The organism is Microbulbifer variabilis (assembly GCF_020524905.1).
GTDB lineage: Bacteria > Pseudomonadota > Gammaproteobacteria > Pseudomonadales > Cellvibrionaceae > Microbulbifer > Microbulbifer variabilis_A.
The window spans coordinates 239,901-262,955 of record NZ_JAIVKI010000002.1 but is presented as its reverse complement, the minus strand read 5'-3'; the positions used below and the strand labels follow the sequence as shown (position 1 = coordinate 262,955).

The 23,055-nt window shown below is 46.5% G+C and carries 19 protein-coding genes; 13 read left to right on the top strand and 6 right to left on the bottom strand.

From position 1 onward, the window contains the following. Positions 1-128 precede the first annotated feature (128 nt). Positions 129-1,469: an MATE family efflux transporter gene (locus LC073_RS04160; protein WP_226643806.1), complete on the bottom strand. Its 1,341-nt coding sequence runs from the start codon at positions 1,467-1,469 to the stop codon at positions 129-131. A gap of 786 nt (positions 1,470-2,255) precedes the next feature. On the opposite strand from LC073_RS04160, the gene coxB reads away from it, so the two are divergent. From coxB to LC073_RS04140, 4 genes are read left to right on the top strand one after another with little or no spacing between them, the layout of a single operon-like run. Next, positions 2,256-3,401 carry a cytochrome c oxidase subunit II gene (gene coxB, locus LC073_RS04155; RefSeq protein ID WP_226643805.1) on the top strand — a complete coding sequence of 382 codons (1,146 nt, stop codon included), beginning with the start codon at positions 2,256-2,258 and terminating at the stop codon, positions 3,399-3,401. 18 nt (positions 3,402-3,419) lie between these two features. Further along, entirely contained in the window at positions 3,420-4,970 is a 1,551-nt protein-coding gene (ctaD, locus tag LC073_RS04150) for a cytochrome c oxidase subunit I (protein ID WP_226643804.1), read from the top strand. A gap of 18 nt (positions 4,971-4,988) precedes the next feature. After that, complete coding sequence (locus tag LC073_RS04145; RefSeq protein WP_226643803.1) at positions 4,989-5,561, top strand: cytochrome c oxidase assembly protein; 573 nt, start codon at positions 4,989-4,991, stop codon at positions 5,559-5,561. Between the two features lie 5 nt (positions 5,562-5,566). Then, positions 5,567-6,457 carry a cytochrome c oxidase subunit 3 gene (locus LC073_RS04140; RefSeq protein WP_226643802.1) on the top strand — a complete coding sequence of 297 codons (891 nt, stop codon included), beginning with the start codon at positions 5,567-5,569 and terminating at the stop codon, positions 6,455-6,457. Positions 6,458-6,511: 54 nt separating this feature from the next. Here the strand turns inward: LC073_RS04140 and LC073_RS04135 are convergent, their stop codons facing one another. After that, positions 6,512-6,736 carry a DUF2909 domain-containing protein gene (locus LC073_RS04135; RefSeq protein ID WP_226643801.1) on the bottom strand — a complete coding sequence of 75 codons (225 nt, stop codon included), beginning with the start codon at positions 6,734-6,736 and terminating at the stop codon, positions 6,512-6,514. Positions 6,737-6,769: 33 nt separating this feature from the next. Here LC073_RS04135 and LC073_RS04130 point away from each other — a divergent pair, with 33 nt between their 5' ends. The 7 genes from LC073_RS04130 to LC073_RS04100 all read left to right on the top strand — a co-directional run bounded on the left by LC073_RS04130 (position 6,770) and on the right by LC073_RS04100 (position 13,099). Continuing rightward, positions 6,770-7,516, top strand: coding sequence for an SURF1 family protein (locus tag LC073_RS04130; protein ID WP_226643800.1), 747 nt, complete (start codon positions 6,770-6,772; stop codon positions 7,514-7,516). Between the two features lie 10 nt (positions 7,517-7,526). Beyond that, positions 7,527-8,168: a hypothetical protein gene (locus LC073_RS04125; protein ID WP_226643798.1), complete on the top strand. Its 642-nt coding sequence runs from the start codon at positions 7,527-7,529 to the stop codon at positions 8,166-8,168. An 11-nt stretch (positions 8,169-8,179) separates the two neighbouring features. Continuing rightward, positions 8,180-9,289, top strand: coding sequence for a COX15/CtaA family protein (locus LC073_RS04120; protein WP_226643796.1), 1,110 nt, complete (start codon positions 8,180-8,182; stop codon positions 9,287-9,289). 41 nt (positions 9,290-9,330) lie between these two features. Then, positions 9,331-10,224 carry a heme o synthase gene (cyoE, locus tag LC073_RS04115; protein WP_226643794.1) on the top strand — a complete coding sequence of 298 codons (894 nt, stop codon included), beginning with the start codon at positions 9,331-9,333 and terminating at the stop codon, positions 10,222-10,224. 4 nt (positions 10,225-10,228) lie between these two features. Beyond that, positions 10,229-10,915, top strand: coding sequence for an SCO family protein (locus LC073_RS04110; RefSeq protein WP_226643792.1), 687 nt, complete (start codon positions 10,229-10,231; stop codon positions 10,913-10,915). A 67-nt stretch (positions 10,916-10,982) separates the two neighbouring features. Beyond that, a complete protein-coding gene (locus LC073_RS21795) occupies positions 10,983-11,762 on the top strand; it encodes a CPBP family intramembrane glutamic endopeptidase (RefSeq protein WP_226643790.1) in 780 nt (259 codons plus the stop codon). Positions 11,763-11,902: 140 nt separating this feature from the next. Further along, a complete protein-coding gene (locus LC073_RS04100) occupies positions 11,903-13,099 on the top strand; it encodes a dipeptidase (protein WP_226643788.1) in 1,197 nt (398 codons plus the stop codon). A gap of 670 nt (positions 13,100-13,769) precedes the next feature. Here LC073_RS04100 and LC073_RS04095 read toward each other — a convergent pair. The 3 genes from LC073_RS04095 to znuC all read right to left on the bottom strand — a co-directional run bounded on the left by LC073_RS04095 (position 13,770) and on the right by znuC (position 18,196). Further along, positions 13,770-16,361 (bottom strand): TonB-dependent receptor, encoded by a 2,592-nt coding sequence (locus LC073_RS04095; protein WP_226643786.1) that lies wholly within the window; start codon positions 16,359-16,361, stop codon positions 13,770-13,772. A gap of 233 nt (positions 16,362-16,594) precedes the next feature. Continuing rightward, a complete protein-coding gene (gene znuB, locus LC073_RS04090; protein WP_226643783.1) occupies positions 16,595-17,404 on the bottom strand; it encodes a zinc ABC transporter permease subunit ZnuB in 810 nt (269 codons plus the stop codon). Next, complete coding sequence (gene znuC / locus LC073_RS04085; RefSeq protein ID WP_264190381.1) at positions 17,405-18,196, bottom strand: zinc ABC transporter ATP-binding protein ZnuC; 792 nt, start codon at positions 18,194-18,196, stop codon at positions 17,405-17,407. 143 nt (positions 18,197-18,339) lie between these two features. Here znuC and LC073_RS04080 point away from each other — a divergent pair, with 143 nt between their 5' ends. Continuing rightward, a complete protein-coding gene (locus LC073_RS04080) occupies positions 18,340-19,266 on the top strand; it encodes a metal ABC transporter substrate-binding protein (protein WP_226643781.1) in 927 nt (308 codons plus the stop codon). 106 nt (positions 19,267-19,372) lie between these two features. On the opposite strand, the gene LC073_RS04075 is transcribed toward LC073_RS04080, so the two are convergent. Continuing rightward, the gene (locus tag LC073_RS04075) at positions 19,373-19,669 is read right to left on the bottom strand and encodes a hypothetical protein (protein WP_226643778.1); all 297 of its coding nucleotides are present in this window, start codon (positions 19,667-19,669) and stop codon (positions 19,373-19,375) included. Between the two features lie 340 nt (positions 19,670-20,009). Between LC073_RS04075 and polA the strand changes: the two genes are divergently transcribed. Continuing rightward, positions 20,010-22,748, top strand: coding sequence for a DNA polymerase I (gene polA, locus LC073_RS04070; RefSeq protein WP_226643777.1), 2,739 nt, complete (start codon positions 20,010-20,012; stop codon positions 22,746-22,748). Positions 22,749-23,055 lie beyond the last annotated feature (307 nt).

Sequence of the window (23,055 nt, the reverse complement as noted above, 5' to 3'; positions counted from 1 at the left end):
CAAGCAATTTTAATATCAAGTTATAGATATAAATATATCAATAAAATCTCTGGATACCATCTTTATAGGCTTACTAATAAAGATGCAGGTTTAGGTTCTTTCTAGGTTACTTACACTATGAGCAAAAATTATTTCGTTATCCAAGAATCGTTTATAGTGTAGTACCGATAATAAAAAATAAGTCCAGAAGATCGTGCGGAAATCCACAAAAAAAGGCTGAACCAGATGCCATGATTGCCCCAGCCCTGGGTTAGCCACCAACTGGGAAAAAATATGAGTATTGTGGCAATAAACATCGTATCGCGCATTTGTCGGCTTTTTCCTGCGCCAATAAATACACCATCGAGTTGGTAGCTCCATACAGCCAATAGCGGTAGGGCACATAACCACCAGTAGATTTTATTTATCTCTAGGATAACATTAGGGAGATCAGTAAATAACTTGATAATGATAGGCTTGCCTGTTATCAACAATAAGGTAAGAAGAGCTGCGCTCCCCAATGCCCATATCCCAGCTGCATAAACGGTTTCTTGAAATAGTTTATTAGATTGTTTCCCTATAGATTCACCAACTAATGCTTCGGTAGCATGGGCAAAGCCATCCAATGCATAAGAAGTCATCATCAATAGTTGCAATAATATGGCATTTGCTGCCAGCACAGAGTCCCCTTGTGCAGCACCCTGGGCAGTAAAAAACGTTAGGGTTAATAACAGTAAGCAAGTGCGAATAAATAAATCGGTATTGATATGGAGTAACCCAAGCCATGGCTCCCTTTCCACCCATGGTCGAAATTGAGGGGCGCGTAAGTGAGTGACAATATCTTCCCAAATTCTGATATTCACACGAGTTAGTAAGGATAAACCCATCACCAAAGCAAAGAAATCTGCACAGACAGTGGCTATCGCAGCGCCTTTCGCCCCAAGCCCAAAACCTAGAATGAAGAGAAAATCCAAACTAATATTTAACAGGTTAGCTACAAGCAAAATATATAAGGGTGCTCGACTATCCTGCCGGCCAATAAAGAAACCAAGTAAGGCGAAGTTCACCAAGGCTACGGGAGCACTGATTAGGCGAATTTGTAAATAAGCCGTTGCATGTGGACTGGCATCGCTACTGGCATTCATCCAGCTGACAATGTTACTTATTAAGGTGTAGGCTGTGACTTGTAGCAGAACTCCTAAGACTAATGCCAATAGCACTGCTCGTAATAACCATTCAACACCGCCATCCTTGCTGCGGGCCACGATTCCCGTAGTACCCATTCGTAGAAAGCCGAAAGCCCAGAGGAGCATCGACATTACACTTGCGCCAATGGCAACTCCTGAGAGGTAAACGGCTGAAGAGAGATGACCAAGGATAGCGGTATCAACAGCCCCCAATAATGGAACTGAAATATTGCTGAGGACCATAGGCCAAGCAAGATTCCAGACCCGTCCCAGGTTTTTTTGCACGGCATGTCGGTAATTCATGGGGTTACTTAATAGGGTTAATCATTAAGAGGTTTCAGGTGAGATTGAGATTTCTATCGCCAAGAAAAAACAAGAAGATCGAGTGACGAATACGCTTGTTAAATCTGAATCACAAAAAGGTTTAAGGCTTTTTTGGCGTAATTTTCATTTGTCACTAAGCTGTCGATTATACCTTATTGTTCAATTTTTAGATTGATGGAGAGGGTGATGCGGAAGATGAATTCAATGAGGAGATCTGAATATTTTCAAAGAAGAAATACAATGGTACGAGGGTAAAAATTCTAATGAAGTACCGCGCTATTAATCTTTTTTTCATAATTTAATCGTATCGCGACAAAAGAACCTGTCATAGAGCCAGGCTAGGATAGATATCACTTAATTTTGATAAAATATATTTGAAATTTTCTATAAGCTAAGCAGGGCTGAGCATAATTTATCGCTATATAGCCTGATTGACTTTTCATCGGCAATATGTTCCTGTTGTACCTGCAGTAGTTGCGACAAATAAAGAAACACAGGTTGTTGGTTGTACCTTCCGGGCAGCGACATCTGAAGTAAAAATTTTTTTACTAAAAATAACGAGTTGCACTGAAAGCAGTATTGCGGGGATGTCTCCTCGCCCAGTGTATGTAGTCTTGTGATACTACAGTATGTCCACAAATTACGAGTGGAATTAACCCTGTAACATCAGGCTGACAGGGCAATTTCAGTTATCCGTGAAGGCCGGCGGCCAAAATAAAATTCGGGATTCCTATGGAAACCCGCAACCACGGAGATCTGTAGGCGATGTTGAGAGGCTTTGATCGGCTGTTCGCCTTGCTAGCCGCTTCGCTATCCGCTCAGTTCGTACTGGCGGAAGAGCAGGCTGTTGAGCGCTGGGGGGTCAATATGCCCAAAGGGGTGACGGAAGTTGCCCAAACTACCTATGAACTACACATGCTGATTTTTTGGATCTGTGTAGCTATTGGTGTCCTTGTATTTGGGGTCATGTTTTACAGTATGTGGCGTCATCGAAAAAGCAAGGGCTACAAAGCGGCACAGTTCCATGAAAGTACAGCGGTGGAGTTGGTGTGGACAATCATTCCCACCGCTATCTTGATCCTAATGGCTATTCCTGCAAGCAAAACCCTTTATGATATTTATGATACCGATAAAGCGGATCTGGATATCATGATTACCGGTTATCAGTGGAAGTGGAAATACGACTATATCGGATCTGATGTTACTTTTTTCTCAAACCTCTCTACTCCGCGTACGCAAATAAATAATGAACAACCCAAGAATCCTAACTATCTCCTGGAAGTTGATGAACCTTTGGTTGTACCCATAAAGAAAAAAATCCGTTTTCTAATTACGGCAAATGATGTGATTCATGCTTGGTGGGTACCCGATCTTGCAGTAAAAAAAGATGCGATACCGGGTTTTATTAATGAATCTTGGACTCGCATTGAGGAGCCGGGCATTTATCGGGGTCAATGTGCAGAACTCTGCGGTAAAGATCATGGTTTTATGCCGATTGTTGTAAAGGCTGTCCCTCAGGATGAGTACAATGCATGGCTCGATGGACGTGTTGCCTCAGCGGTTAAAATGCGTGAACTCACAGGGAAAACATTTACATTTGATGAACTTTTCGCCCAGGGGGAAAAGGTTTACAACAATGTATGTGCAGCCTGTCACCAACCAAATGGCAAGGGTGTCCCCGGTGTATTTCCAGCAATTGCTGGATCAAAAATTGCAACGGGCCCTTTGAATAATCATCTCAACATTGTCATAGCTGGATCTCAGGTAAATCCTGCAATGCAGGCATTTGGTGAGCAGTTGTCTGAAGTGGATATTGCCGCGGTGATAACCTATCAACGCAATGCCTTCGGTAATGAGATGGGCGATACGGTTCAGCCCGTTGACATCCTTAATTTTAAGAATAAGCAGTAAGCGCTGGGGGACTTTAGCATGGCACACGGGCCACAATCCGGCTTAAAACGCTGGCTTTACACAACAAACCACAAGGATATCGGCACCCTGTATTTGTGGTTTAGTTTTGCAATGTTTTTTATGGGCGGTTGTATGGCGCTTATTATTCGCGCCGAACTTTTTGAACCAGGGCTACAGATAGTAAAGCCGGAATTTTTTAATCAAATGACGACCATGCATGGACTGATCATGGTCTTTGGCGCAGTAATGCCGGCATTTGTCGGGCTAGCCAACTGGATGATACCGATGATGATCGGTGCACCGGATATGGCACTGCCGCGAATGAATAATTGGAGTTTTTGGATTTTACCTTTTGGGTTCACAATGTTGGCATCGACCCTCTTTATGGAGGGGGGGGCGCCAAACTTTGGCTGGACCTTCTATGCTCCATTGTCGACTGAATATGCTCCCCCTAGTGTTACCTTTTTTATATTTTCCATTCATATCCTTGGAGCATCCTCGATTATGGGGGCGATTAATATCATCGCTACCATTCTGAACATGCGTGCCCCGGGCATGACTTTAATGAAAATGCCACTCTTCGTCTGGACCTGGTTGATAACAGCCTACCTTCTGATCGCGGTAATGCCGGTACTAGCGGGTGTGGTAACCATGATGCTGATGGATATTCATTTTGGTACCAGTTTCTTTAGTGCTGCAGGTGGTGGTGATCCAGTTCTGTTCCAGCATGTTTTTTGGTTCTTTGGGCATCCAGAGGTATACATCATGATTCTGCCGGCATTTGGTATTATTTCGGCAATCATTCCCACTTTTGCACGTAAGCCATTATTTGGTTATAGCTCTATGGTCTATGCAACGGCCGCAATTGCGTTCCTAAGCTTGATCGTGTGGGCCCACCATATGTTTACAGTGGGGATGCCAATCGCCGGTGAGCTGTTCTTTATGTATGCCACCATGCTGATTTCTGTACCAACCGGAGTAAAAATCTTCAATTGGGTTTCCACAATGTTTCGTGGCTCAATGACATTTGAAACTCCCATGCTGTTCGCAATAGCCTTTATCATTCTTTTTGCCATTGGCGGTTTCTCAGGGTTGATGTTGGCCATTGCTCCAGCGGATTTCCAATATCATGACACTTACTTTGTGGTTGCGCATTTCCATTATGTGCTGGTCCCTGGTGCTATTTTCTCCATTACCGCGGGGGTTTATTACTGGCTTCCCAAGTGGACGGGAAATATGTACAACGAAACCATGGGGAAAGTACACTTCTGGCTGGCTTTTATCGGTCTGAATTTAACCTTCTTCCCCATGCATTTTGTCGGTCTGGCCGGCATGCCGAGAAGAATTCCTGATTATGCTTTGCAGTTTGCCGATTTCAACCAAATGGCAAGTATGGGGGCGTTTCTGTTCGGTGCCGCTCAAGTGGTATTTCTCTTCAATGTTGTGCGTACAGTAATGGGGGGAAGGAAGGCAACAGAGCAGGTATGGGATAATCCACAGGGATTGGAATGGACAGTGCCATCACCGGCTCCATACCATACTTTCAGCACACCACCGGTTGTTCGTTAATTTCTGGTAGAGATACTGATGAAATTAAGCGAAAACACAAAAGTTTCTGCGAAATTGCTGGTGCTCGCCGCCAGCATGTTGGTATTCGCCATTTTTGTAATGCCGCCACTGTACGATGCTTTCTGTGAAGTAACCGGACTCAATGGTAAAACCGGTGGACGATATGAAGCAATTCCAGCTGCTATTGATACCAGTAGATCTATCACCGTTCAGTTTGTTGCGAGTAATAATGGCAACATGCCTTGGGAGTTCGCACCTAGTGTAATGTCCGTGGAAGTTCATCCTGGTGAGGTCATGGATACCGTATTTCTCGCTTTTAACCCTACCGAAAGAGATATGGTTGGGCAGGCAATTCCAAGCTTGGTTCCCTTTAAAGCCGCTGAATACTTTCATAAAACCGAGTGCTTTTGTTTTAATCAACAAATCTTAAAAGCGGGAGAAGAGGCAGAGTTACCACTGCGATTTATCGTAGATCCCGAGATACCAAGCAGTGTAAATACCATAACCCTTTCCTACACGCTGTTCGATGTTACGGAAAGAATTTCTAAAAATATCGATAAGAATAATGCTGAATCCGCGCGAGAGGGATAAAAAATATGGCTAGTGAAAGCAGTTACTATGTTCCTGAGCAATCTAGGCTGCCAATTTTTGCCACTATCGGTTTGTTTTTGATTGCCTTTGGTGCCGCAAACTGGATCAATGGTGGAAGCTCTTATATTTTCTTTACCGGTGCCCTGACCTTAGCTTCTGTCTTATGGTTTTGGTTTACCGCGGTGATTAGGGAAAATATGGCAGGCTTAAATAGTGAACAATTGAAGCGCTCTTATGTTTGGGGTATGGGTTGGTTTATTTTCTCTGAGGTTATGTTCTTTGCCGCATTTTTTGGCGCCCTTTATTACATAAGGAATTTTTCTGTACCTTGGCTCGCAGGGGAAGGAGAAAGGGGAATATCTAATATGCTATGGGAGGGGTTCGAGAATAGCTGGCCCCTCTATGTAACACCGGATGCTGCAGCACATGGTGATACTGCCAAATTTGTTGGGCCCAAAGATGTTATTGATCCATGGCATCTACCCCTTTGGAATACAATTATTCTGTTATCTTCTAGTGTCACAGTCCACTTTGCCCATGTATTCCTCAAAAGAGGAGAACGTGCAAAATTTAATTTATGGCTAGCAGGGACAGTTATTCTTGGGGCTCTATTTCTATACCTACAGGCAAAAGAATATTACGAAGCATATCAACATCTTGGACTTACTCTGGAATCAGGCGTTTATGGCACAACCTTTTTTATGTTGACGGGGTTCCATGGGGCTCATGTGACCTTGGGAACTATTATGTTGCTGATAATGTTACTTCGCTCCGTTATCGCTCAGCATTTTAAGCCTAACGATCACTTTGGTTTCGAGGCTGCGAGTTGGTACTGGCATTTTGTGGATGTTGTCTGGGTTGGGTTGTTTATATTTGTATATGTCCTTGGGGCTTAACTATTAATTAAACAACACAATCCCCAAAGTGGAGTCTCTTTGGGGATTGTGTAATTAATATTTATCCGTCCAGGGAGCGCTGTTAGCCAAAATACCACTTTCAAACCCATACCATATTGCCAGCAAAAGAAGTGCTGCGAGCGAAATCCTGATACCTAGTGCGTAGAGAGTACGCTTAGACTGTGGGGCACCCATATCTCGCAAGAGAAAAAACAAAGCACTTGAAAGGCTTACCAGTACCGAGAGAAAAAGAACCACTATAACAATTTTGAGCCACATGTAATTATTTTCCATTATTTTATGTAGTAGCGCATGACAGTAGATATACCATCAGTTTCTGCAGAAAATACCAGTGTATCACTGATCCGTAACTGGCCTATAACCTTGTTTTCAATAGGACTAGTACCAATTTTCGTGTTACTGGGGTTTTGGCAGATAAATCGAGCTGAGACTAAGCAGGCTATAAGCTTAGAAGTTGATGAGAGAATGTCAGCTCAGCCAGTAAACCCAAAGGTTGAAATAGAATTAAAGCGTTTTCTTCCCGTAATTTTGACCGGGAAATATTCTAGTAAGTATTTTTTATTAGATAATCGCACTCGTCAAGGTCATGTAGGCTACGAAGTTCTACAAATATTTATCTCTGGGAGCCAACGCTGGTTGGTAAATCGAGGTTGGATTCCGCTTCCAAGAAGCAGGGATATTAACCCAGAGATTAATTATCCCAGTGGTGAAATAACGATCCTGGGATATATATATCCTGTTGAGTACACAGACAATCTGACCGACAAAGAAAAATCAGCTCATCAAAGAATACAAGCTATAAATAGAGAATTCACTAATAGTTTGGGTTTAAGTAATAAAGCGTGGGTTATTCGACTCAGCGCTGATTCAGAGTCATCTTTAGTGACAGATTGGATATTGTTTAATAGTAACGCCGACCGTCACATGGCCTATGCGATTCAATGGTTTGCTATGGCAATAGCATTACTTATTCTTTGGTTTTTTACGGCTACCAACTTTGTAAGCTTTTATAGAAACAAAATAAATAGAAATACTTAGGGGTATAATGATGGAAAATAGAGAAACTTCCTCTGATCTGCTAGTTCCTAGAGAAGAAAATAAATTTTTTACTTTAAGAAAATTACAAGGCATCTCTATTGTAGCCTCCGTACTATTACCAATGGTTGCGGCCTACATAGTTTTTTATACAGGATTGGGAATACCGTCAGGAACAATTAATCAAGGTGAATTACTGCAACCACCAATTAATTTTAATAAAATAAAAGTTATTTCACTTGGAGAGGAAGTTTCTTTGGTCGGTAATGCCTCCCCAAAATGGCGATACTTAATTTTAAGTGGTTCAGATTGTAACGAGGAATGTGAAAATCTCTTATATACAAGCCGTCAGGTTCATATTCGCTTAGGAGAAAAAGCCAATAGAGTCGAGCGTCTCTTGGTAACTGATGAATCTATAACCCATGAGAAACAAGAAAAATTAAAAATAGATCATCCCCGTCTTAAAATTTTACGGTTGAATAAAAATAGTATTAACACTCTACATGAGTTAACCGCGCACCAAAATATCTCTGATACCAAGGCAGTACTTATAGATCAAGAGGGTTTCGCTATGATGGTCTATGACAATCAACACAGCGGAAATCAGCTTCTGAAAGATATTAAACGCTTATTGAAGTACTCCTATGAGAAATAATGGAGAATGACATGGATTCATCAAAAAATAGAGATAATAATCAAGTAATAGGTACACGTTATGGTTGGCGTTTAAAGTTAGCCTTAGGTGGATGTGCCCTAGCTATAGTTGTGGTTGTTTTGGGTGCATTTACCAGACTAGCAGATGCCGGGTTGGGTTGTCCTGACTGGCCAGGCTGTTATGGCCACCTTACTTGGCCAGATGAATCTCATGAGATCCAGGCTGCTAATCATGCATATCCGGATGCGCCAGTGGACAATAATAAAACCTGGCCAGAAATGGTGCATAGATATTTTGCGGGAACTCTATTGTTATTAGTGATTTTTCTGGTTTATTTATCGTGGAACAGATCAAAACAGCGAACTTATAAACATACACTTAGCTTGATGGCCCTAATTATTATGCAAGCGGCCTTTGGTATGTGGACTGTAACCTTGAAACTTTGGCCCCAGGTAGTTACCGCACACTTACTGGGCGGTATGGCGACTCTTTCGATATTGTGGTTACTTACGGAAAGGATGAGACATGGAGAGGACCCTGCTCAAAATAGAAAATATCAAACTCTTCATAAATTATTACCTCTTGCTATATTGACTGCACTCACAATAGCACTACAGATTGCACTGGGTGGCTGGACTAGTTCTAACTATGCTGCGCTAGCATGCCCTGATTTCCCCACCTGTCATGGGCAATGGTTACCCCAGGCTGATTTTGAAGCAGGATTTAATATCTTCCAGAAAATTGGCCCTAATTATTTGGGTGGAGCATTGGAGAGCGATGCACGCACTGCTATTCACTTGAGTCATCGTTTTGGTGCATTACTAGTAACTGTCATGGTTCTTACTCTGTCATTCCTTACTTGGAGAGCGGGCTCACGCCGTTGGGCAATAGTATTGAGTACACTAATCGCGCTGCAGGTAGGTTTGGGTATTGCAAATATTGTAATGTTTCTTCCACTTCCAATTGCAGTTGCGCACAATGCCGGTGCGGCTCTTCTATTATTAGGCACTATAACGTTTTGCTATCGTATTTACTCAGCAAAGCCTATTGAGATAAGTGAAAATATATATAAAACAAATAATAAACCAAACAAACCAATATTGACTGGCAATATGTGGTAGTCAATATCCTTAACAAGGAAGAATTAGGAAACAATAATATTATGGCCATACAAACTGCTGAACTAAATTCAAATAACTGGCGTGATTATTACGAGCTCACAAAACCAAGAGTCGTGATGCTGATGATTCTCACATCATTGATTGGCATGTTATTGGCTGTTCCTGGAATGGTACCTTTTAGTATTCTAATATGGGGGAACTTGGGAATCGCCCTTTGTGCTGGTAGTGCAGCAGCAGTTAATCACCTGGTGGATCGTTACATTGATACAAAAATGGCACGTACGAGCAATCGGCCAGTTGCAAGAGGAAGAGTTGAACCGCGCAAAGCAATTATATTTTCTCTGCTGTTGGGCATTCTTGGCATGGCAGTATTAATGATATTTGTGAATATATTAACCGCCTGGTTAACACTGATATCGCTGATTGGTTATGCTGTTATTTATACCATGTTCTTAAAACATGCTACCCCACAGAATATTGTTATCGGAGGTCTTGCAGGTGCAGCACCTCCCCTGCTGGGCTGGACAGCCGTTACCAATGAAATCCATCCACACGCTTTGTTATTAGTGTTGATTATATTTGCCTGGACACCACCACATTTTTGGGCCTTAGCTGTACATAGAAGGGAAGATTATGCCAGGGCAAAAGTTCCCATGCTTCCAGTTACCCATGGCGTGCCATACACCAACCTTCACATATTACTTTATACATTTATTTTATTTGCGGTTAGTTTGTTGCCTTTTGCGACAGCTATGTTGGGTTGGCTCTATCTTCTTGGTGCGATTGTCCTCGGCCTAGGTTTTGTCTATTGGAGCTTGGTAATGCTTCGGGGACGAGATTCAAATGCCGGTATAGAAACCTTTAAATATTCCATCATTTATTTAATGGCACTTTTTTGCATTATGTTGCTGGATCACTATTTTATAGCGGTATGAAACGATGAGAAATAGTAATTATCGAGAAGTAGAATTAACGCTGGAACAGCGTCAAAAACGTGGTATTCGTATTACAATTGCCATTTTATTGATGTTTATTGCGGCAGTATTGGTTGGTTTTGTCCATAAATTAAGCCAGCCAAGGATAATTAGTGATTCGGAACTAAGATTAAATGGCGCTGTTAAATTGCAGCGAGCTAGAGTTTTGGATAATTTCAAACTGATAGAAGATAGTGGCGATGTATTTGAAACAAGCAGTTTGAAAGGTCAATGGACACTAGTCTTCTTTGGTTTTAGTCACTGTCCTGATGTCTGCCCCACAACCCTTTCTAGTCTTAATAGTTTTTATCAAATGCTGGATGAAGATGTTCGTGTTGATACTAATGTCATTTTAGTAACAGTTGATCCAGCTAGAGATGAGCCGCAGATCCTACATGATTATGTTCGCTATTTTAATAAAGATTTTCGCGGCATTACTGGCAATTTTATAGAAATAAAGCGATTTGCAAGCCAGCTAAATATTCCTTTTAACAAGGTAAATTTAGATAATGGTGAATATACCGTGGATCACGGATCTCAAGTGGTGTTGATAAACCCGCTTGGGCACTATCATGCTTTTTTCAAAGCTCCTCATGACCCTGCAAAGATGAAGCTCACGTATCGTTCCATTCGAGCTACTTTTGATGGTTAACTGTTAGATTGATGTGTCTCCCTGTTAAATCAACAGACTTATGTTTATTTTGAAGTAAGGAAGTAAAGTGCAGCCAAAAATCGTTGATAAGGTAAGTTTGCCAGATCGTTCCAACGCAATTTGGGGCGCCCCCTTTCTTTTATCTTTATGTATTATTCCTTTTGGCTGGGCTGGATTTCTTGCTCCTCTTATCTGGATTTCTTTAACCGCACTTGAAACGAGCTGTGGCTGGAAGCGAGTTGCTTTATTTATTACTTGTATAATTTTTATGTTGGTCTCGGGTTTTAATGTCATTCCTGGTAGTGAGCGCATTCAAATCCTAGACCCATATTCGGATAGTTCAGGAAATTTGATATATGCAAGTTTCAGTAGCGGTAAAGCAATAATAGCTATTTCTTTACTTGCTTTCATGTTACGCCAGAAACAAACATTAATGCGTATAGACTTAGCTTATCTATCTTTAGCTATTATTATACCTGTCACTGTTGGTTTGGCATTATATGGATTATCGATAAAGTTTTCATTTGCGATAGTTGTCGCTGCTTTTATAAATCTCTTAATTGTATGCATCAGTGAAGAAGGTTTTTTTCGTTGGTTATTACAAAGGGGGTTAGAGGAGACGTTTGCCAGCTGGCGATGGGTTTCTGTGCCAATCGTCACGGTGATATTCGTTTTGCTCCACATAGGTTGGTCTGCAGAACCGGCAGCGCTGATATTGCTTAGCTTGGCTTCTTTCTGCTACTCGATTCTATGGTATTTACGTAGAAATTTTTGGCTTTGTCTATTGACCCATTGGGGAGTTAATGTACTTCATATGCTGATTTTACCTTACCCTCTTCCTGGTTAAAGCTGACAATTATCTGAAAATGATATTAGTAATATAAAATCTTAAGTTTCCTCAAAAAAACTTATCCTATTTTATATATAATTACTATATTTCTCCCTAAATTATCTTGGGATTAAGATTTAATAATTAAGGTAAGCGCAATGAGAAAAACCATAATTATTCTTATTATATTTATAGTGGCTTGTGACAATTCTAACGAGGAAGATCGTAGAAATCTTGCGATAAAATTGACTCAGGAGAGCATTTTAGTTGATGGCCATATCGATGTACCCTATAGAATTTTGCAAGAAAGCGTAGACGTTGGCATAAGCACTGAAAGTGGGGATTTTGATTTTCCCAGGGCTAAAATTGGGGGCTTAAATGCGCCTTTCATGTCGATATATATCCCTGCCGAGAAAGAGACAGATGGCACGGCAAAGGATTATGCAGATCAGCTGATTGATTGCATCGAGGATTTGGTGGCCATTCATCCCAATAAATTTGCTATTCCTAAATCCTTAGATGAACTAAGAGAACAAGTTGAGCAAGGTAAAATCTCTCTTCCTCTAGGAATGGAAAATGGCGCGGCTATTGAGGGGAGCTTAGAAAATTTGAAGTATTTCTATAATCGGGGAGTTCGCTATATAACCCTTACCCATTCTAAGAGCAATCATATTTCTGACTCCTCTTATGATGATTCACGTCCCTGGAAAGGATTGAGTGAATTTGGCAAGAAATTGGTCGGTGAAATGAATACTCTAGGTATTATGATTGACGTGTCTCATGTTTCCGATGAGGCCTTTTGGCAGGTTATGGAAGTTTCTTCAGCCCCAGTAATAGCCTCGCATTCTTCGGCCAGACATTTCACCCCGGGTTTTGAGCGTAATATGAGTGATGAAATGATTATTGCTCTTGCAGAACAGGGTGGACTGATTATGATGAATTTTGGATCTACCTTTATCAGTGCTAAATCACGGTCTTCTCAGGCGTCAATAGCTGCTTTGGTTGAACGTTACATGAGTGAAGGTAATCTGAGCAAAGAAAGCTCCAGAGTTGAAGAATACACAAAGTATTTACATAAAGATAAGTTTGTCTATGCTGATTTAGACGATGTTCTTGATCACTTTGATCATATTCGCAACTTGGTGGGTGTTGACCATATAGGAATAGGCTCAGACTTTTATGGTGTTGGTGATAGCCTCCCTGTTGGTCTGAAGGATGTTTCAGAATATCCAAATCTTGTTTTCGGTCTTCTGGAACGAGGTTATAGTGAAGAAGACATTAAAAAGATCCTTGGCGGAAACTTACTTAGGGTCTGGCAAGAAAACGAAACTTATGCTGCTCTTCATGGGCGCTAATTCCCACTTGTATTTTATTCTCATAAGCTATCCTGTCTGCAGTCCTTTATCGAATCGTGCTCATCGTGTTGAAACTATAGATTGGCATCCTAGATAGGGTTTCTTGGTTTTTAACCCAAGAGTAGATGATATTCCATTGGTAGGGTTGCCGAATATAACAGCGCTAACATTCAATATTATTGGATGTTAGCTATACCTATTTCTGTAAAAACATAAGTATGTTTAGCGACAGATGAGTTGAATTTTTTAATTTCGACAAAAAAATGACGGATAAATCAATGTTAAAGGCTTCCGACTTTTTTATTTTATTGGCTGCTTTGATCTCTTTTTGCTTATCCGGATACCTATGGTTTAACGGATACAAGGAGCAAGGTGTTTTTACCGCTATGTGGGTTCCTAGTATTCTATCAATTGGTATCTATTTTAAAGTTTCTGCTTTGCTAGCAAGAAGATAATTACTATGTCTGATTATTTAATTCTGATGATTGGTGCTGGTGTATCTGTCTGCTTAATAGTGGGGGTAATATTGACGGTTTATGAATTCCATAAAGCAGGATATGAGCCAGTTAGAAACCGGATCAAAAGAAATAAATCGATAAGATAATTTTTTAGATCGTTCAATCTAAAAAGGGAAGCCTCTGGCTTCCCTTTTTGGTTGAAGGCTGCTTGCCTAGAAGTTATAGGTCATTTTTCCGTAGATAAAACGACCGCGAGGGTCATGCTGAGATTGTACATAGCCATATAGATCATCTTCTCCATCACCAATTGCGAAGGGTGGTTCTTCATCAAAGAGGTTCTCTGCCCCTAGGCTGACCACCATATTATTAAATCCGGTATATCTGGCTTGGAAATTTATGGTCATGAAGGAATCCACAGTGCGATCTGTACGGGAGGCGCCAACATCAGGGATATCCTCAAACTCACCGATGTAATTAATTCCTGCAGTTAGGCCAAAGTTATCGAGAGTCCAGTCAGCAGTTGCCATCCATCGGTGTTGTGGGTATTCATACTCTCCAGCTAAGTCCTCTGTAATTGGGTCCTCTGTAGAACCCAGGCCAACACGTTCAAATTCAGCAAGATAGGAATAATCCAGGCGCAGACCTAGTTCACCACCAGCCAGGGCTAACCCGCTATAGACAGCGGTAAAGTCGATGCCAGAGACATCTTGCTCACCGATATTACGATAAGTGCCATAGATATCCTGAATCGCACCCAAAGTATCGTCTGGTTTCAAGGGATCTGCGCGATCACAAATTAAGCTGTCCTGACTATCACAATACTTGTCATAAAGGTATCGGGCTGGTTCAGCTTCGATCTTGTTTTCCTGAATGATATTCCAGTAGTCCAAAGATAATTGCAGACCTTCCATTGGTTCAAATACGGCGCCAATATTAAATGATTCTGATTCTTCTGCTTCTAGATCCGTGTTGCCGGTGAAAACAACGGTATAGTCTGTCCTTGCACAGAAGGCATCATTCACTGCACAACCGTAACTATCTTCGATAAATAATGATTTCTGCGATGGACCCAGGCCTACTTGGGCCAGTGAAGGGGCACGGAAACCTGTACCCCAGGAGGCGCGTAGAGAGAGCTTTTCATTTGCAGTCCATAGCAAACTGGCCATGGGGTTCGTGGTATCACCGAAATCACTGTAATCGTCGTAGCGTCCAGCCAGACTCAGTTCGAAGTTGGCGGGTAAAGGAATCGCAAATTCAATATAGGCAGAGGTGATATCACGGCTGGCTTTGGCAAAAACGGATTCAGTACCAAAAATGAGTCCACGCTGGAATTGATCGTCGGGGATATCGGATATCTTTTCTTCGCGGTATTCAAGCCCAGTGGCCATAGCAATGCTGCCGTTTTGGGTTTGAAATAGATCTCCGCTGATAGAGAAGTCATAGCCGGTAAATTCAGACTTGCCCTGGCGTACTAAGTTTGTGGAGATAGCATCAATGACTGAATCGGGGTTCTGTACGGTACCAAAGGGATTGTATCGCCCAGCATTGATTTCCTGCTGGAGTAAGTCAGTGCGAACCCAGCCCTGGGAGCTGTCACCTGTTTGGGTTGATTCGCTGCGGGAGCGCTGAACTGAGGCCTCCCAATTCCACTCGGCAATAGTGCCTCGCAGTCCGAAGACACCGCGCAGGTTATCGGTTTCGATATCCCATTGCCGCGCGCCGGCATCCACAGTGCGGTAGCGGTAGATTTTTACATCTTCACCGAAGGGATTGTTGGGGTGGTCTGCGAGTACATAGAGATTAGCCTTGTCGTCCAAAGGTGTTGGCGCACCCTGGGCTACGGAAGTGTTGTGCTGCACAGCAATTTCGCTAAAGAATTCGACGCTTTCAGTCAACTGGGAATGGCCAAGCATCAATAAACCAGTTCGCTCTGATTCCGGAGTAAGGAGGTTCCAAGGACCATAATTGTAAAGGCAAACCCCTTTGTCAATGCGCTCCTCGGGACAGCTTGGATCGGGAACCGTTGTTCCATCACCCAAGGTAAAGCTTCCTGGGAAGCCTCGAGATGAACGGTTGTCATCACCTCCGCGGCTGTCTAAATTGGGGTTATCGAGACCACGCTCAGAGCTGGTAAGACGGGTGTTTGCACTGTGATCCAAAATTACAGTGAAGTTGGAGTTTTCCCCATTGATGCCCCAAACAGCTGAAAAGGACCGTTGGGAGTAATCTTCCGCACTGCCGTAATCCATTGATACTTCTGTGCCTTCAAAGTCTTTACGCAATACCAAGTTAACAACCCCTGCTACCGCATCGGAGCCATAGATAGCCGAAGCACCGTCTTTCAGGATTTCCACTCTTTCAACTGCTGCCAGGGGAATGCTGTTGATATCGACGAAGTTCGTGCTGATACTTTCAGCGAAAGAGCTGATAGCAACACGCTTACCATTAACCAGTACGAGCGTGGCATCGGCACCCATACCGCGCAAACTCACTGCAGCAGCACCATTGGCGGTGGAATCCTGGTTGTTGCCTCGGGTCGAGAAGGTGCCATTACCGGCGGCGGGATTTTTCTCAAACAGCTGCTGCAGGTTGGTATAACCAGATTTCTCGATGCTCTCTCGATCCATCACCTGGACCGGAGTGGCGTTTTCAAATTCTGAGTTGCGGCTGATCCGTGAGCCGACCACGGTGACCTCTTCAATAGCACCTTTCTCGGCGGCGAAGAGAGTCTGGGGGGTTGTTGTAGCAGCCGCAGCCAAAATGGCAGAGGCCAACACATTGCGACGGAGAGTGAATTTTTCCATGTTTCTTGCTCAACTTTTTTATTGTCATAGTCCGTGACTGGCCCAAATTGGCTGGTCGTTGAGCAACACTAGCAATGGCGGAAAACTGAAACAATTAGCTCAGAGCTGGCCACTGGTCCCATGGATAAATGGGTGAAGTGGGTCGCTTTTTTTTAATGAAACATACGCCAAAACTACTAATGACCGTGCCCGGGAAGCTGAGGGCATGACTTAAAAAACTTCTTGAAGGTGCGCTAGTAGTTTTGAAGCGGCCGTAGCTGGCTACAAAGAAAAAATACTGAGGCTGCCAGGACTATAGAGGGTCCGGCAGGGGTATCCCATATGATAGAGGCGAGCAAGCCGAGCACTACGGCGAGGCAGCCGATCAGGGATGCCAATAGCGCCATTTGTTCCGGGGTTTGCGAAAGCCTGCGCGCGGCGGCGGCGGGAATAATTAGCAGGGCGGTGATTAGCAACACACCAACCACTTTCATGGCGATGGCAATTAGCAGGGCCAACATCAGCATGAGTGCCATACGAATTCTCTCTACTGGCACACCCTCTACCGAGGCCAGCTCCTCGTGCAGTGTGAACGCCAATAGTTTTTCCCAGAGCCAATAAAGCAGGGCGAGGATGCCCACTGCAGTAATAGACATCAGCACCAGATCACGGCTGCCGACGGCGAGCAGGTCGCCGAGTAACAAGGAGAGTAAGTCCACCTTAATTTCGAACAGGCTGACCGTCACGATACCGAGAGCTAGCATCGAGTGAGAGAGAATCCCCAATAGGGTATCCACGGCTAATTTCTGCCTGCGTTGCAGGTACACCAATAGAATCGCCAGCAAGCAGCAAGTTGCCCCAACGGCGAGGGTGGGCATGATATGCAGTACAAAGCCTAGGGTGACGCCGAGCAGGGCTGAGTGTGCCAGTGTGTCACCGAAGTAGGCCATGCGCCGCCAGACGGCAAAACAGCCCAGTGGACCGCTAACCAGAGCGACCAGCAGACCTGCGCCCAAGGCATACCAGAGAAATTGGCTGTGCAGTAATTCGCCGAACTCGACCACTTATTGTTGCTCTCTATTTTTGTCGCCCGACTCTGTATCAGAGTGCTTGTGGTTGCACTCGCCGGCGATGTCGCCACTCAGTTTGTGCTGGTGGTTATGCTGATGGGTATAGGGTGCCACTTTGTCGCCAAAGAGCGCCAGGTAGGCGGGATCTCTGCTCACCTGTTCCGGGTGGCCGTGACAGCAGATATGTTGGTTGAGACACAGAACCCTATCGGTGGCAGCCATCACTAGGTGTAAATCGTGGGAAACCAGCAATACCCCGCAGCCCAGTTCATCGCGCAGGGTGGCAATCAACTGGTAAAGCTCGCTTTGCCCGCCCACATCGACGCCTTGAGTGGGCTCATCCAGCACCAGTAGTTGCGGTTTGCGGGAGGCGGCTCGGGCGAGTAGGACTCTCTGCATTTCCCCGCCGGAGAGGTTTGCCAAGCTGGCTTTTAACAGCTGCCCGGCGCCCACTCTATCCAGTGCGGCCTGGGCCTGGACAGCTTTCATATCTGATTGCCCAAGTTGCAGAAAGCGCTGCACAGACATCGGCATGGAATTGTCGATATGCAAACGTTGCGGCATATAGCCTATTCGTAAACCGGGCTGGCGCCAGACAGTGCCGCTTGTAGGTTTGCTCAAACCCAATAACAGTCGCAATAGCGTGGTCTTACCGGCGCCATTGGGGCCGATCAGGGTGACGATCTCCCCCTGGGTCAACTCCACGGAGATATCCCGAAGTAGTTGCCGACCGGCGAGTTGTAGCGCGACGCAGTCGGCGGTAATTAGCGGCGGGGAAGGGCTCAGGGCAAAATCTCCAGGGCGGGCGTTAAAAACCGTATCTTTGTGGCTTCCTTGCGGGGCTCGACGAGTGCGCTTACAGCCGGTCGGGCTGGCGGCCTGAAGCCGGTTGTGATTATATCGCAGTTTTACGTCGCCAAATGTCTCCCATGTCCCCCTCTTCGCGTGTTTTCTCCTTTACTGCCCTGCTGTTGCTCTGCCTTAGCCTGTTGGCCTGTGGTAAGTCGCAGCCTGACGAGCGTACGGAGCTGGTGGTGAGCGTGCGCCCGCTGGCGCTGATTGCTCGGGAAATTGCCGGTGATAATCTGCCGGTGCACGTGCTTATCCAGGGGGCGGACCCTCATCATTACGCTCCTAGTGTTTCTGATCGGGCACGTCTGGAACGCGCCCTGCTGATGGTCTGGTTGGGGCCGCAGATGGAGGGGCTGTTGGCCGGGCAGGTGAATTCTTTATCCGAAGAGAGGCAGCTGCAGTTATTGGGCGCAACCGAGTATGAGTACCAGGGGGCCAACGCAGCTGATCCCCATTTGTGGTTGCGCCCGCGCAACGCGGCATTGGCGGGCGCTCTGATCGCCGAACGTCTGGCACAGTTGCAGCCGCAACAGGCCGAGCTGTACCGCAGCCGTGCGCGAAATTTTTCTCAATCTATGGCCAGTTTGCAGAAAGTATTGGACCGGGCCCTGTGGGCATACCGCGATGTCCCCATAGTGGTGACCCATGATGCCTACGGGCATTTCTTTGGCTCCGCAGGGGTGGAAACCCGCGCTTTAGGGAACAGTAGCGGTGGCGGTCACGGCGCTCGCGCCATGTTGGACCTCAGCGGGATGGGGCGGGGTTGCCTGTTTGGAGAAGTCCCTGAAAATACCCGCGACCGGCAGCTGGCGGAGCATCTGGGACTGGAATACACCGCGTTGGACCCTCTGGGTGAGCAACTGGAGCCGGATGCCCGTTATCGCGATTTGATTGAGTCCTTATTGGCACAAGCGCGCAGTTGTCTCAGTGAGATATCTGATCAAGGCGCTGATCAAGCTGATCAAGCTGATCAAGCTGATCAAGCTGATCAAAGTGAGCAGTGAATTTAAAATTCCCCGGGAGTGTGATTCGACCTGAACCCGAACTTGAAAAGGAATTGAAAGAAGGCCCGATGGCAAGGAGATCGGGCCAGAGTCTTAGGTAAGGCGGTTAACCGGCAGTACCGGATTTATCCTTTAACTGCTGAAGTTTTTCCGCTCGCACCGAATCACGCTCGGCCTTGCGCCGCATTTTTTCCAGGTGGCGCATCTGGCGTTGAAACAAGACTTCGCTCTGCTCCCTGGTAGCCTCCTCCAACATCAGCTCGTGACTTGGTACCTGCGCATGCCCTGCCGTAGTGGGGACAGTTTCCTGAGTCTTTTCCGTCTGACAGGCGGAGACCGCGGCTACCGGCGTTGCCAAAACGGGGGCGGCAAATAGCAGGGCGGCGTACATCACTCCTCTCATAATAAGAATCCTTCCTTAACACACTCGTGGGTAACTTTTTGCGGAAACAAAAGACCCTGTGCCACCTGTGGGCGGCGAATGGCATTTGTTTCCGGGGAGTTGGCGATTAGTGAAAGTCGCTACCGGCAAGACTAGACAAGTCTGAGCATTTAGTGAGGTTACTGCGTCGATTGTTGTCGACTCAGCGTTGAGGTGAGTTGGCTTCGCCGCAGGGATCTGTGGCGGTGGCAAATGTTTGTCTTGCGGCAGCGAGCGGAAAAACTGTGTAAAGGGGGGTATCCTATCGGCCATTCCAGCGCCGCGAGCGCCCGACAGGACCAACAACAGAATCCCGAGATTTATGACTAAACAAAGCCCCCCTGCCGCCCCGCTGATTTTGGTGGATGGCTCCTCCTACCTGTACCGCGCTTTTCATGCTCTGCCACCGCTGACCACCAGCCAGGGCAAACCCACTGGCGCGGTGCGCGGTGTCATCAGCATGCTGCGCCGCCATTTGAAGGAGCATCCGCACAGCCCGGTGGTGGTGGTGTTTGATGCCAAGGGCAAAACCTTCCGCGATGAAATGTTTGCCGAATACAAGTCCCATCGCCCGCCGATGCCCGATGACCTGCGCGAGCAAATTCAGCCGATCCACGACATTATTGATGCCATGGGGCTGCCGCGTCTGGTGGTGGATGGGGTCGAGGCGGACGATGTGATCGGCACCCTGGCCCTGGAAGCCCAGCGTCAGGGCCAGGAAGTGATTATCTCCACCGGCGATAAAGATATGGCGCAGCTGGTGCGTCCCGGCGTCACCCTGGTCAATACCATGTCCAATACCGAGATGGACAGTGAGGGAGTGGAGAAAAAGTTCGGCGTGGGGCCGGAGTTGATTATCGACTTCCTCGCTTTGATGGGGGACAAGTCCGACAATATTCCCGGTGTCCCCGGAGTGGGTGAAAAGACGGCCCTGGCGTTGCTGCAAAATCTCGGCAGTCTCGAGAATATCTACGCAGACCTGGATGCCATTGCGCCGCTGGGATTCCGCGGTGCCAAGACCCTCGGTAAGAAGATGGCCGAACACCGCGAGGCGGCGGAACTCTCCTATAAACTGGCCACTATCAAGACCGATGTGGAAATGCCCTATCACCCGCAGGACCTGCATAACGCGGAGCCGAATGCCGAGGCGTTGATAGAACTGTTCACCCAGAATGAATTCCGCGGCTGGTTAGAAGAACTGACCAGTGAAGAGTCTGAAGAGGCGATGGCCGAGGCCGTTGAGCGGGACTACGTCATCGTCACTGAGATGGCAGAATTCGACACTTGGCTTGAGCAGCTTAAGGCATCGGAAATTTTCGCCTTTGATACTGAAACCACCAGCCTGAACTATATGCAGGCAAAACTGGTGGGGGTGTCATTCGCGGTAGAGCCCCATCGCGCCGCCTATGTGCCTCTGGCTCACGATTATATGGGCGCACCCGAGCAGCTGCCCTTCGATGAGGTTCTCGCCAAGCTGAAACCTCTGCTGGAAGACGACAAGCAGAAGAAGGTTGGGCAAAACCTCAAATATGACAGCCATATCCTGGCCAACTACGGCATTGCGCTGCGCGGTATCGCGCGGGACACCATGCTGGAATCCTATGTACTGGACAGCACCGGCAGTCGCCACGATATGGACAGCCTGGCACTTAAATATCTGGGTGAACACACGGTACATTTCGAGGATATCGCCGGTAAAGGCGCCAAGCAGCTCACCTTCAACCAGATTGAGCTGGATAAAGCCGGCCCCTATGCCGCTGAAGATGCGGATATCACCCTGCGGCTGCACAATGAGTTGAGTGCGCGCCTGCAAGGGGAGCCAACCTTGCAGGAGGTGCTGGATAAAATCGAGATGCCGCTGTTGCCGGTGCTCGCACGCATGGAGCGCAACGGCGCCTATATCGATGCAAAAATGCTCTCTGAGCAGAGTGCCGAACTCGAGCAGAAGATGCGCGAGCTGGAGCAAAAGGCCTACGAGGTAGCCGGCGAGGAATTCAACCTGGGTTCCACCAAGCAGCTGGGAGTCATCCTGTTTGAGAAACTCCAGATTCCGGTGATCAAGAAAACTCCCAAGGGAGCGCCATCCACCGCTGAAGCGGTACTGCAGGAACTGGCCCACAACCACGAGCTACCGGCACTGATCATGCAGTACCGCGGCCTGGCCAAATTGAAGAATACCTATACCGACAAGCTGCCGAAAATGATCGACCCCAGCAGCGGGCGGGTACATACCTCTTATCACCAGGCGGTGGCCGCCACCGGTCGCCTGTCCTCCAGTGATCCCAACCTGCAAAACATTCCCATCCGCACCGAGGAGGGCCGCCGCATCCGCCGCGCCTTTACCGCAGACCCGCGTGTTGATGGGGGCAGTGAGATTATCGCGGCGGATTACTCACAAATTGAACTGCGCATTATGGCGCACTTGTCTGGAGATAAGGGCTTGGTGGATGCTTTCGCCCACGGCGCCGACATCCACCGCGCCACTGCTGCCGAAGTCTTTGAGGTCGCGCTGGATGCCGTCAGCGATGAGCAGCGCCGCCGCGCTAAGGCCATCAACTTCGGTCTGATTTACGGTATGTCTGCATTTGGCCTGGCCAAGCAGTTGGATATCCCGCGTGCTGACGCCCAGACCTATATCGACCGCTACTTTGAGCGCTATCCTGGTGTGTTGCGCTATATGGAAGATACCCGCAAGCAGGCGGCGGAGAAGGGCTATGTAGAAACCCTATTTGGCCGCCGACTGTATCTGCCTGAGATCAACTCGCGCAACGGCATGCAGCGCCAAGCCGCGGAGCGCACCGCCATCAATGCGCCTATGCAGGGTACCGCCGCGGATATTATCAAGCGCGCCATGATTGCCGTGGATGCCTGGCTTAAAGAACAGAAGCTGTCGACGAAACTGATTATGCAGGTACACGATGAGCTGGTGCTCGAGGTGCCCAAGGATGAAGTCGAGACGGTGACCGGCGGCGTACAGGAGATTATGCAGGGCGCTGCCAAGCTGCATGTTCCTTTGATTGTCGACCTGGGGCGTGGCAAGAACTGGGATGAGGCGCATTGAGTTTTCTCGTGAAGCGCCTTTGGCGCACTCATTAATGTTCAGGGGGATCTGAGATAGAGACGTCGGTACAAGAAGGCTTAATGGGCGCCTATTTAATGAAATAAGCGCCAATAAGCGTGTTTTAGTCGGCGTTTTTACATTCTTTGCGGAAAACCGTGGAACTGTTCCGGCGACAGCCCCTCTAAAAAGGCAAGATCGTTGGAATGCGTCATCATCCCCCAAGGAAGTCAGATGTTTGCCCCGGAACTCCCCCAAGTCCGGGGCATTTTTTTTGCCTTCAGCTCACTCCCCTTTCGCAGCACATGTT